Source organism: Cytobacillus praedii (genome assembly GCF_001439605.1).
Classification (GTDB): domain Bacteria; phylum Bacillota; class Bacilli; order Bacillales; family Cytobacillaceae; genus Cytobacillus; species Cytobacillus praedii.
Genome location: NZ_LMBX01000019.1, coordinates 24,574 through 37,184 on the forward strand (window position 1 = coordinate 24,574; position 12,611 = coordinate 37,184).

12 protein-coding genes are annotated in these 12,611 nt (G+C 39.4%); all 12 read left to right on the plus strand.

Annotation, left to right across the window (positions count from 1 at the left end; all coding sequences use genetic code 11):
* The first annotated feature begins 8 nt into the window (after positions 1-8).
* The 12 genes from ASU02_RS18355 to ASU02_RS18410 all read left to right on the plus strand — a co-directional run bounded on the left by ASU02_RS18355 (position 9) and on the right by ASU02_RS18410 (position 12,449).
* Positions 9-941, plus strand: a complete 933-nt coding sequence (locus ASU02_RS18355; RefSeq protein ID WP_057766308.1) for an ABC transporter permease — start codon at positions 9-11, stop codon at positions 939-941.
* Positions 941-1,894, plus strand: a complete 954-nt coding sequence (locus tag ASU02_RS18360; protein WP_057766309.1) for an ABC transporter permease — start codon at positions 941-943, stop codon at positions 1,892-1,894. The genes ASU02_RS18355 and ASU02_RS18360 overlap by 1 nt, the downstream gene beginning before the upstream one ends.
* A gap of 4 nt (positions 1,895-1,898) precedes the next feature.
* Entirely contained in the window at positions 1,899-2,897 is a 999-nt protein-coding gene (locus tag ASU02_RS18365) for an ABC transporter ATP-binding protein (protein ID WP_057766312.1), read from the plus strand.
* Positions 2,898-2,974: 77 nt separating this feature from the next.
* Entirely contained in the window at positions 2,975-4,615 is a 1,641-nt protein-coding gene (locus tag ASU02_RS18370) for a peptide ABC transporter substrate-binding protein (protein ID WP_057766314.1), read from the plus strand.
* A 136-nt stretch (positions 4,616-4,751) separates the two neighbouring features.
* The gene (locus ASU02_RS18375; RefSeq protein WP_057766316.1) at positions 4,752-5,672 is read left to right on the plus strand and encodes a S66 peptidase family protein; all 921 of its coding nucleotides are present in this window, start codon (positions 4,752-4,754) and stop codon (positions 5,670-5,672) included.
* Positions 5,673-5,701: 29 nt separating this feature from the next.
* A complete protein-coding gene (locus ASU02_RS18380; protein ID WP_057766318.1) occupies positions 5,702-6,811 on the plus strand; it encodes a dipeptide epimerase in 1,110 nt (369 codons plus the stop codon).
* Positions 6,795-7,709 (plus strand): C40 family peptidase, encoded by a 915-nt coding sequence (locus ASU02_RS18385; RefSeq protein ID WP_057766321.1) that lies wholly within the window; start codon positions 6,795-6,797, stop codon positions 7,707-7,709. Before ASU02_RS18380 ends, ASU02_RS18385 begins: the two co-directional genes overlap by 17 nt.
* 18 nt (positions 7,710-7,727) lie before the next feature.
* A complete protein-coding gene (locus ASU02_RS18390; RefSeq protein WP_057766323.1) occupies positions 7,728-8,738 on the plus strand; it encodes an ABC transporter ATP-binding protein in 1,011 nt (336 codons plus the stop codon).
* The gene (locus ASU02_RS18395; RefSeq protein WP_057766324.1) at positions 8,735-9,526 is read left to right on the plus strand and encodes a serine hydrolase; all 792 of its coding nucleotides are present in this window, start codon (positions 8,735-8,737) and stop codon (positions 9,524-9,526) included. Before ASU02_RS18390 ends, ASU02_RS18395 begins: the two co-directional genes overlap by 4 nt.
* A 259-nt stretch (positions 9,527-9,785) precedes the next feature.
* Positions 9,786-10,742, plus strand: a complete 957-nt coding sequence (locus ASU02_RS18400; RefSeq protein WP_057766327.1) for an ABC transporter permease — start codon at positions 9,786-9,788, stop codon at positions 10,740-10,742.
* Positions 10,729-11,685, plus strand: a complete 957-nt coding sequence (locus ASU02_RS18405) for an iron chelate uptake ABC transporter family permease subunit (protein ID WP_057766329.1) — start codon at positions 10,729-10,731, stop codon at positions 11,683-11,685. The genes ASU02_RS18400 and ASU02_RS18405 overlap by 14 nt, the downstream gene beginning before the upstream one ends.
* Positions 11,682-12,449, plus strand: a complete 768-nt coding sequence (locus ASU02_RS18410; RefSeq protein ID WP_057766331.1) for an iron ABC transporter ATP-binding protein — start codon at positions 11,682-11,684, stop codon at positions 12,447-12,449. The genes ASU02_RS18405 and ASU02_RS18410 overlap by 4 nt, the downstream gene beginning before the upstream one ends.
* Positions 12,450-12,611 lie beyond the last annotated feature (162 nt).

Consider the following 12,611-nt stretch of genomic DNA (forward strand, 5'->3'; position numbering starts at 1 on the left):
GTTAATTGATGACAGCTTACATTGTAAAACGCCTCATTGCCATGCTTGTCACTCTTTGGCTAATTATTACACTAACCTTTTTCCTCATGCACTCTGTGCCAGGATCTCCTTTTAATGAGGAAAGAGCTACAAATGAAACCGTTCAGAAAAACTTGGAGAAATACTATCATTTGGATGAACCGCTAATTGTTCAATATGGATTGTACTTGAAATCTGTTGTTACTTTAGATTTTGGGCCATCCATAAAAAAATCATCTCAAACAGTTAATGAAATGCTTGGAAGGGGATTTCCGGTTTCCTTCGAACTGGGCATCGTTACTCTAATTGTAGCGGTTATTTCGGGAATTACGCTTGGAATCATTGCTGCACTTCGTCATAATGGGATTCTTGATTATACCGCGATGACGATAGCAGTGCTTGGCATATCCATCCCAAACTTTGTTATGGCTACCCTTCTAATTCAGCAGGTGGCTGTAAATTGGGGAATTTTGCCTGTAGCCACATGGGTGAGCCCAAAGCATATGATTCTTCCGACATTAGCGCTCGCAACAGGACCGATGGCGATTATCGCAAGATTAACCCGGTCCAGTATGCTTGAGGTTCTTACACAGGATTATATAAGAACAGCGAAGGCGAAAGGCCTCTCACCAGTGAAAATCATCTTTAAGCATGCCCTCAGGAATGCCCTTTTGCCAGTCGTAACCGTACTTGGTTCTCTGGCAGCAAGCATCTTAACTGGGACATTTGTTATTGAGAAAATTTTTGCGATCCCGGGGATGGGAAAATACTTTGTAGAGAGTATTAACCAGCGCGACTACCCGGTCATTATGGGAACGACGGTATTTTACAGTGCGATTCTCATTATGATGCTGTTTCTAGTTGATATTGCTTACGGCATCCTCGACCCTCGGATCAAGCTGCATAAAAAGGAGGGAAGCTAATGGAACTAAGGAAACCGCATGAACATCATATTGAACCGAATATTCCTGATGAATGGTTTGTTCCAAAAGTAAAGGATCAAACGGAAGCAGAAGCGGTTGTAAGACCAAGCTTATCCTACTGGCAGGATGCATGGCGGCGCCTTCTGAAGAATAAGTTAGCCATGGCAGGATTAACATTTCTTATTCTCCTTATCGTAATGGCCATTTTTGGACCGATTATTTCACCACATGATGCTGCAGAGCAAAAGCTTGTCAATCAAAATCTGCCTCCTTCCAGTAAGCATTGGTTTGGGACGGATGAATTAGGCAGGGATGTTTTTTCGAGGACATGGCTTGGAGCACGAATATCCCTGTTTGTCGGAACTGTTGCCGCATTAATCGATTTTCTTATTGGAGTCGTTTATGGAGGAATTGCTGGTTATAAAGGCGGGAAAGCAGACAATATCATGATGAGATTTGTAGAAATTTTGTATGGCCTCCCATATTTACTTGTCGTTATTTTAATAAGTGTGGTCATGGGCCCTGGCTTGTTTACAATCATATTTGCTCTATCTATTACCGGCTGGGTTGGGATGGCACGAATTGTTAGAGGACAGGTTCTTCAAATCAAAAACTACGAATTTGTACTTGCATCGAAAACGTTTGGGACGAAAACCTCTCGAATTATAAAGAAAAACCTATTGCCAAATACAATGGGTCCAATTATTGTCCAAATGACTTTAACAGTCCCCTCAGCGATCTTTGCAGAAGCATTTTTAAGCTTCCTTGGCTTAGGAATCCAACCCCCTTTGGCGAGCTGGGGTTCCATGGCTAGTGATGGATTGTCTACGATTCTATCAGGACATTGGTGGCGGTTGTTTTTTCCAGCCTTCTTCATTTCTCTGACGATGTTTTCATTTAATGTACTAGGGGATGGGCTGCAGGATGCGCTTGATCCGAAGTTGAGGAGGTAGCAGCATGGAAAAGATTCTTGAGGTAAAAAATCTCCATGTTTCTTTTAAAACCTATGGTGGAGAAGTCAAGGCTGTTCGTGGCGTTACCTTTGATTTATATAAAGGGGAAACATTAGCGATTGTTGGTGAATCAGGCTGCGGGAAAAGCGTAAGCGCTCAAAGTATTATGCGGCTGATTCCCAACCCGCCTGGAAAAATTACGCATGGTTCCATACTTTTTAAAGGGATGGATTTAACAGCAGTGAAAGAACCGCAAATGAGAAATATCCGCGGGGCAGACATATCGATGATTTTCCAAGACCCGATGACGGCTTTGAACCCAACAATCACAATAGGCGAACAAATCATTGAAGGGGTTTTACAGCATAAACAAGTTACAAGGCAGGAAGCAAAAAAAACAGCACTTGAAATGCTGGATCTTGTTGGGATTCCAAACCCAGTTGAACGTTTAAAGCATTATCCCCACCAATTTAGCGGAGGGATGAGACAGCGAATTGTTATTGCGATGGCGCTCGTCTGCCAGCCGGAAGTTTTGATTGCTGATGAACCAACAACAGCTTTGGATGTCACGATACAAGCCCAAATACTAGATTTATTTAAGGAAATACAAAGTAAAACAGGCGTATCCATTATTCTCATCACCCATGATCTGGGTGTAGTCGCACAGGTTGCGGATCGGGTGGTGGTTATGTATGCAGGAAAAATTGTGGAAGCAGGATCGAGAAGGGAGATTTTTTATACTCCTCAGCATCCTTACACAAAGGGGTTATTAAATTCTGTTCCGCGTCTTGATATTGAAGAAACAGAGCTTGTGCCGATTGGCGGTTCACCTCCTGATTTGTTTTCACCTCCGACAGGGTGTCCTTTTACAGCTAGATGTGCATATGCCATGGAAGTTTGTGATCGGAAATACCCATTTAAGACCCGTCTAAGTCAGGAACATCATGTAGATTGCTGGCTGCAGGATGAGCGCGCCATAAAAATGCTTGCTAGTATCAAGTAGTTTGTTCTTTTTTTCAGCCATTATCATATAGCTGAAATTAGAAATGCTAGAAACATAAAAAAAGAGGGGGAAGTGGCGTGAAGAAGTATGTATCTTTGTTGTTAACGTGCTTATTGATTTTTGTGCTGGCTGCCTGTACTGCCAAACAGGAAACAGGGAATGAGCCTAAACCAACTGATAAAGAAGAAGGTACAAAGGAAGAAGCAGTGACTGAAAAGATTCTTTATCTTAATAATGGAATGGAACCAACCTCGTTTGATCCGCCAATTGGCTTCGATGCTGTCTCATGGAGCGGATTAAATAATTTAATGGAAGGCTTAACCCGTTTAAGCCAAAACCATGAACCTGAAGCTGCGACTGCGGAAAAATGGGATGTGTCTGAAGATGGGAAAACCTATACATTCCATATTCGGGAAAATGCCAAATGGTCAAATGGTGATAGTGTAACGGCCGGTGACTTTGTGTTTGCATGGAAACGTCTATTAAATCCAGAAACTGGTTCTCCAGCTGCCTTCCTAGGCTACTTTATCGAGGGTGCAGAAGCATTTAACACCGGAGCGGGATCTGCAGATGATGTAAAGGTTAAAGCGGTTGATGAAAAAACGTTTGAAGTGACATTAATCAGTCCGCAGGCATACTTTTTAAGTGTAATCACTAACCCGGCATTCTTTCCAATTAATGAGAAGGTTGCAGCAGAGAATCCGCAGTGGTTTGCTGAGGCGGAAACTTTCGTTGGAAATGGCCCATTTAATTTAGCAGAATGGGAGCATGACAGCCACTTTTTAATGGAAAAGAATGACCAGTACTGGGATGCGGGTACAGTAAAGCTAGATAAAGTCCATTGGGCGATTGTGGATGACACAAATACGGAATATCAAATGTATCAAACTGGCAATCTAGATGTTTCTGATATACCAGCTGATTTAAGCGAGCAGCTATTCTCAGAAGGGAAAGTGCAGGTTGGTGATCAAGCAGGGGATTACTTCTATCGATTTAACTTAACATTGGAGCCTTTCCAAAATGTAAATATTCGTAAGGCGTTTGCAATGGCGGTTGATCAACAGCAAATTGTAGACTTTGTAACAAAAAATAAAGAAAAGCCTGCTTACGGTTTTGTTGCTTACGGTTTTAATGATCCAGCAGGAAATGACTTCCGCGAAACAGCTGGAGATCTTGTGAAAACTGATATTGAAGAAGCAAAGGCTCTGCTTGCAAAAGGGATGGAAGAAGAAGGATATGAAAAGCTTCCAGAAGTAACATTAACGTATAGTACGAGTGATACGCATAAGAAAATTGCTGAAGCGCTTCAACAGATGTTTAAGGATAATCTAGGTGTTGAAGTGAAGCTGGCAAATATGGAATGGAATGTATTTGCTGAGGAGCAAACAGCTCTAAAATTCCAGCTTTCTCGAAGCTCTTTCCTTGCTGATTATGCTGACCCAATCAACTTCCTGGAAAACTTCCAGACAGGTCATTCGATGAACCGTACAGGCTGGAGCAATGCGGAATATGATCAATTGATTAAAGATGCAAAAAATGAAGCGGATGAAACGAGACGTTACGAAATGATGTATAAGGCAGAAAAGATTCTCTTTGAAGAAATGCCTATCATTCCAATTCATTTCTATAATCAAGTGTATTTACAAAATGAGGCTGTTACAGGTATCGTACGCCATCCAGTTGGCTATTTGGAACTGAAATGGGCAGATAAAAATTAAGAAAACTTGTATCTTGATTGGGGATGTTCGCTTGAACATCCCTTTTTAAAAAAAGAAACCATTAGACGACCTTTATTTATCCCCCTCACTGAATATGGATGTAAAGAAAGATCAATAAAATGAAGGATGTGACAGCATGGGAGTAAAGCCACAGCGGTTAAAGATAGGAGATACGATTGGCATCATTGCACCAGCTAGCCCGCCAAATCAGGAGAATTTACTGCGTTCCTTTGCATTTTTAGAGGAATTAGGACTGAAGGTAAAGCTTGGAAAGCATGTTTACGACCAGTATGGCTATTTGGCTGGAAAAGATAAGGATCGGCTAGAGGATTTACATACGATGTTTATGGATAGTGAAGTAAAGGCTGTTATTTGTGCGGGTGGGGGATATGGAACTGGCCGAATCGCTTCACAGATAGATTATAAGATGATTAAAAATCACCCCAAAATATTCTGGGGCTACAGCGATATTACCTTTTTGCATACGGCTATCCGGCAGCAGACGGGGCTTATAACCTTTCATGGGCCGATGCTTGCATCAGATATTGGTAAGGTCGATGCAGATCCTGTATCTAAGGAATATTTTAAGCAATTGTTTGAACCAGCCTCGATTCAGTATCCAAATGACCTCTCCCAGTTGGAAGTTTTAATTGATGGAAAAGTAGGCGGCGAGATCACTGGAGGAAATTTATCTCTTATTGCTAGCACGATTGGAACAGCATTTGAGATTGATACGAAAGGAAAGCTGCTTTTAATAGAGGATATAAATGAAGAACCGCGTTCTATCGATCGCATGCTTAATCAATTGTATATGGCTGGAAAGCTTTCCGAAGCATCCGGCCTAATTATTGGAGATTTTAATAATTGTGTTCCTGAAAGAGAGCTTTCACTCGAGCTTGACGAAGTAATCTCTCATTATACTTATTTAGCAAATATACCTGCTCTAAAGGGATTCAAATTTGGTCATTGCTCCCCGCATATTTCAATTCCTTTAGGTGTTCATGCAGAAATGGACACATCTCAAAAGCGATTAATTATTGATAGTGGAGTCCAGTAAGCGAAAGTGTTCAAAAAGGGTGGGAGAAAATGAGAATAGACAAAATTGAAACGTATAGGGTAGCGATACCACTTATGAAGCCATTTAAAACAGCATTGAGAACTGTTCATACTGCTGATTCGATTATTGTAAAAATTACATGTGAAGACGGTACGATTGGCTGGGGGGAAGCTCCTCCAACAATTGTAATAACAGGAGAGAGCCTTTCAAGCATAGAATCAGCTATACATCATGTGCTAAAACCGTTCTTAGAAAACCAAAGTTTAAGAAACTATGAAGAAATTTTTCAAGGAATCCAATCGATATTGATAGGGAATTCAAGTGCAAAGGCTGCGGTCGATATGGCTCTTTATGATTGTTTGTCTAAGATTTGCAAGCTGCCATTATATCAATTTCTAGGCGGACATAAAGATGAAATCGAAACGGATTTTACAGTGAGTGTCAATGGACCGGAGGAAATGGGCGAAGATGCAGTTACCTATGTCCAGCAAGGATTTGACGTCTTAAAAGTCAAAGTAGGAAAGGATGATATTAAAACTGATATTGAACGTATTCGTGAAATTAGAAGCAGGGTGGGCAGGGAAATAAAAATTCGGCTTGATGCCAACCAAGGCTGGAAGCCAAAGGAAGCCATTCAGGCGATTCGAAAAATGGAAAGTCTTGATCTAAATATTGAATTGGTGGAACAGCCTGTGAAAGCATGGGACATTGAAGGATTAAAGCAAGTAACAGACAATGTGGATACACAAATTATGGCAGATGAAAGTGTATTTACTCCTAAGCAGGCATTTGACGTAATCAAGTCGAAAAGTGCTGATTTAATTAATATAAAATTAATGAAATCAGGCGGTATCTATCAAGCCCAAATCATTAATCAGCTCGCAGAGGTCTGCGGGATGGAATGTATGGTAGGCAGCATGATAGAAACACGAATTGGAATCTCCGCAGCTGCACATTTTGCAGCCAGTAAGAAGAACATCACACGTTTTGACTTTGATGCTCCCTTAATGCTTGCCAGGGAAGTGATCGAAGGCGGGATCAAATACAGTGGAAGAAGGATTACTCTTCCGAAGGAGCCTGGCTTAGGAATTAGAAATGTAAACATTGAAGGAGGCCTTGCAATTGGAGAAAAACCCTAAATGGCTAGTTGATGTTGCTGTTGCAACTTTGTGGACTTCGTATGATTCACCAAGAGAAATTGATAGGAATGCAATCAGCCATCCTGTATATGTTGAAGACTGGCTAGGCGGCTTAACGTACGAGACTAGTTTAGAACTTTGTAATAAAAACCTAGTGCAGTCACAAGTATTATACGGAGAAGAATTACAGGTGATCGAAGAGAAGGGAGAATGGGTCCATGTCATTGTTCCGAGTCAGTCTTCCTCTAAAGATAAGAGAGGATACCCAGGGTGGATGCCTAAGAATCAACTAATATTACGGGAGGATTGGGCAATGGATGAAAGCCCAGTCGCTGTTATTTCCGAAAAAAGAGCAGCCCTTTATTCTTATTACCGAAAACCACAGTTTGCATTAAGCTATCAAACAATCCTTCCGCTTATTAGCAGGGAAGGGGACTGGATTCAAGTTCAGACACCAGCGGGAGAGGGTTTTCTGAGGGCGGAGGATGTCAGTATTTATGATTCTGTAGAAAAAGTTCCTAAGGGAAGCGGAAGAAATATTGTATCGGAGGGGGAGAAATTCCTGCAATTGCCCTACTTGTGGGGCGGGATGAGCAGCTTTGGCTATGACTGCTCAGGTTTTAGCTATTCAATGTGTAAAGCAAATGGCTATATCATTCCACGTGATGCACATGACCAGGCTGAAGCGGGAAAGAGAATTGCATTAAATGAAATGGAGCCGGGGGATCTCTTGTTCTTTGCGTATGAAGAGGGAAAAGGAAGTATTCATCATGTCGGGATATATTATGGAGAAGGCAAACTGATTCATTCGCCTAATACAGGAAAGTGCATTGAAATAATCGAGTTAAAGGATACGATTTATGAAAAGGAATTGTGTGCAGCAAGGCGTTTTTGGTAAATGATTGGAGGATATAGAATGGGTAAGGATGCATTATTAGAAGTAAAGAATCTAAAAAAGCATTTTTCTTTAGGGAAGGAGCGGTTATTAAAGGCGGTTGATGGTATTTCTTTCTATATTAAGAAAGGAGAAACTTTTGGAATTGTTGGTGAGTCTGGATGCGGGAAGTCTACCGCAGGACGAACAATAATTGGATTGTATGACCGGACTGAGGGAGAGGTCCTTTATAAAGGAGAAAATGTTCATCAAATGACAGGCAAGGATCGATTTGCTTTTCAGCGAAAAATGCAAATGATATTTCAAGACCCATATGCCTCGTTAAATCCCCGTTCAACAGTTAGAGAAATTATTTCTGAGCCAATGGAGGTTCATGGTCTATATCCAGATAAGAAGCAGCGGTTGGAGCGGATATATCAATTATTAGAGGATGTAGGATTAAATCGGGATCATGCCAATCGCTACCCACACGAATTCAGCGGCGGCCAAAGACAGAGGATTGGGATTGCGCGTGCATTATCACTTGATCCTGAATTTATTATTGCGGATGAGCCTATTTCTGCCCTTGATGTTTCCGTACAAGCACAAGTTGTTAATCTGCTTAAGAATTTACAAAAAAGAAAGGGATTAACCTTTCTATTTATTGCCCATGATTTATCGATGGTCAAACATATAAGCGATCGGATCGGGGTCATGTATCTAGGGAATCTTGTTGAACAAACAGCAAGTGCAAACCTTTATAAAAATCCTCTTCATCCATATACACAGGCACTTTTATCAGCAATTCCAATCCCTGATCCGGATGTAGAGGACAGGAGGGAACGGATTATATTAAAAGGAGAGCTGCCAAGTCCAATCAATCCCCCAAGTGGCTGCGTATTTAAAACCCGCTGTCCTATGGTGATGGATGCGTGTCGAACAGTTAAGCCAGAATGGCAGGAAGTAGAGGAGGATCACTTTGTGGCCTGTCATTTGTATAATGAAGGGATTGATGGCCGTCCAAAATATACACAAGTGATGGGAATAAAATGAAGAAGATACATTTTGATGAGCTAAAGGAAAACGTGTATACGGAAGCTTCCAAGTGTAGAGGCAGAGTGGGTCTAATCATTGAAGCCGAGGATAAACGGATTGAGATAAATAGTGAAGGAAAGTTTTCTTCGGCTAGTCTAATTAAAGTTCCAATCCTGATCGAATGTTTTCGGCAGGCGGACAGGGGTACCCTCAATTTGCAGCAGCCAATCCAGATTGCATCAGTTGAAAAAGCAGGTGGAGCAGGAGTACTGCAGGCATTATCAAGTGATTTAAAATTAAAAGTAATGGATGTAATGACGTTAATGATCATTGTTTCGGATAATTTAGCTACAAATCTATTAATTGATCTGATCGGAATGGATCAAATTAATCAGGGCATGAGGGAGCTGAATTTGCAGCATACGGAGCTCAATCGAAAAATGATGGATTTTACTGCATTGAAAAACGGGCTGGATAATTATACAACTGCTTCTGATATGCTTACCTGCTTAAAGGAAATCGGTCAAAATAGGATTTTAACTAAGGAAAGTGCGCGTAAGGCTAGGAGTATTATGGAAAATCAGCAATTTCAAAATAAGCTTTCTGATCAGATTGATTTAGATGCATTCAAGATTGCTAATAAAACGGGTGAATTATTTGGCAATGAGCATGATTGTGCGATTATAGAATACGAGAATAAAAGTGTATATGCTGCTGTCCTAATTGATCAGTTAAAAGTTCCAAAGGATGGAAGGCAGACATTAGCATCTATTGGTCAATTAATCTCACAATATTTAATCGCCTAGGAATATTGTTTTATGAACATTTAGTGAATATATTATAAATTATTGACTTTTTTCCAGTAATTTAGTTAAATTATAATTAGATTGATAGTGAAATTCATTATCAATATTTTTTTGATCTTTAGTGAGAATGATTCTTAATTAGAATGATTCTAAAATTACCCTAGGAAAGAATTAGGGAATACATTGGAATTTTTTCACTTGGAATGATAATCATTTTTTTATTGTCATGCTGAGAATAAACATATTATGAGGGCTACATATGAAACTATGGATGTTGATTATTGCAACTATAGTCCTGTCATTTGTATCGCTATTTATAGGTGCGATTGATATTAAGGTAAGTGACTTGCTCGATTGGCATTCGGATGAGACACAAATTTTCTTAATTAGTCGAGTACCTCGTTTAATGGCGATTATATTGGCGGGAGCAGGAATGAGTATTGCAGGTTTAATTATGCAGTCTTTAAGCCGAAATAAATTTGTATCGCCTACGACTGCTGGTACGTTAGATGCCGCAAAACTAGGTATTTTAATCTCAATGCTGTTCTTAACAAATGTAACGTATACGCAGCAAATAATTTTCAGCTTCGTATTTGCTTTAGCAGGTACATTTGTTTTTATGCAAATTTTAGATCGTATTAAATTTAAGGATGTCATTTTTGTTCCGTTAATTGGGATTATGTACGGAAATATTTTGTCATCTATTACAACGTTTTTTGCATACGAGGCAGATCTTCTCCAAAATATTTCTTCTTGGTTAATGGGGAGCTTCACATTAGTGATTGCTGGCCGTTATGAACTGTTGTATGTAAGTGTCCCGGCGGTTATTTTAGCGTATATTTATGCGAATAAATTTACAGTCGCAGGTATGGGCGAAGATTTTGCAAAAAACTTAGGCCTAAGTTATAAACTTGTGCTGAATATAGGTCTTATCCTTGTAGCGATTATTTCTACAACTGTCGTCCTAACTGTCGGAGTGATTCCGTTTTTAGGTTTAATTGTACCTAATATCGTCTCTCTTTATTTAGGTGATAATTTACGCAAAACGATTCCGCATACAGCAGTATTAGGTATTGTATTTCTATTAATATGTGACATTATAGGACGCATTGTTATTCACCCTTATGAGATCCCGGTTAATGTGACTGTGGCAGTAATCGGTAGTGCGATCTTCTTAATTATGTTATTTAGGGGGAGAGCATATGCGAAAAAATAGTACAAAGCTGATTTTTTTAGCTGTGTTAGCAATTATTTGTATTTTATTATACGGATTTTATGATATAAAAGGCGGTTTTGATTACGCCTTTCCAAGGCGGATGATTCGTGTTACTGCAATGGTAGTAACAGCGATTGCGATCGCGTATTCGACGGTCGTGTTCCAAACTATTACACATAACCGTATCTTAACACCTTCTATGATGGGCCTTGACTCGATGTATGAAGTTGTACAAACGCTAATTTATTTCTTTGCAGGCTCTATGTCGGTATGGGTGTTAAATAAATATTTGAATTTTGGTGCAGCAATTTTCGCAATGGTTTTATTTGCACTTATTTTATATCGTTTCCTTTTCCGGGCGGATAAGCATCCTATTTATTTGCTTCTATTAATTGGGATGATTATAGGAACGCTCTTAGGAAGTTTAGTAACATTTTTACAAGTATTGATTGATCCGGTTGAATATTTAAGTCTGCAAAATCGCCTATTTGCGACCTTCTCAAACGTAAAGGCTGACTTATTATATATTTCAATTGGTATTTTACTGATAGCATTTATTTACGGTTATCGCATTATGGGTAAGCTGGATGTGATGTCACTCGGCCGAGAAAATGCGATGAACCTTGGTGTTAACTATGACCGGATGGTAATGAAAATATTAATTTTATCATCTGTATTAATTGCGACATCAACTGCTTTAGTTGGTCCGATTACGTTCTTTGGCTTAATCGTGGCGAATCTATCTTATCAATATTTAGTTACTTATAAGCACTCTATATTGATTTTGGGTGCAAGCTTAATTGCAATCATTGCATTAGTAGGCGGTCAGTTCCTTGTTGAACATATATTTGAATTACGTACAACGTTAAGTGTGATTATTAACTTTGTCGGTGGTATTTACTTCATTTACTTATTATTAAAGGAAAGTAGGGCAGCAGGATGATTGAAATCAAGGGTTTAACGAAACGATTTGGCAAAAAGCCTGTTGTAGAGGACGTATCTGTCACAATTGAACCGGGTACGATCACATCGTTTATCGGACCGAATGGGGCAGGTAAATCTACACTTCTTTCAATGGTGAGCCGATTATTAGAAGCAGATACAGGGGAAGTATTACTGGACCAAGGGAATGTGAAAAAGTGGAAATCATCTGAATTTGCGAAGAGAGTTTCAATTTTGAAGCAATCAAATTACTTGAATGTACGATTAACGGTGCGTGAGCTTATTGCTTTTGGCCGTTATCCTTATTCGAAAGGCCGTCTGACAGCAGAGGATGAAAAATTCGTTGATCAAGCGCTAGTATATATGAACTTAACAGAGATGCAAGATAAATTATTAGATGAATTATCTGGCGGTCAGAAACAGCGTGCGTTTATTGCGATGGTTATTGCGCAAGATACAGATTATGTATTACTTGATGAGCCTTTAAATAATTTAGACATGAAGCATTCTGTTCAAATTATGAAGATTTTACGCAAGCTTGTAGATGAACTTGGTAAAACAGTAGTCATTGTATTACATGATATTAACTTTGCTTCTGTTTATTCAGATCGTATTGTCGCGTTGAAGGATGGTAAGCTAGTCAAAAACGGGCCAACACATGAGATTATTAATTCAGATGCATTGCGCGAAATTTACGATATGGATATTCCTATTCAAGAACAAAATGGATGCCGCATTTGTGTTTATTTTAATTCACATGCGTAAACCCATCATATAATTATAAAATTATAAAGTTCATGCCTAGAGGAAAGGTTACTAGATTAATTGTTTTCTCTAGGTGTTTTTTTGGAAAAATATCTTTAGTAAATAAAAAGCTATATTTATCATTATAAAAATTTTCCAAAAAAGTTTATAGAATGGTATTGA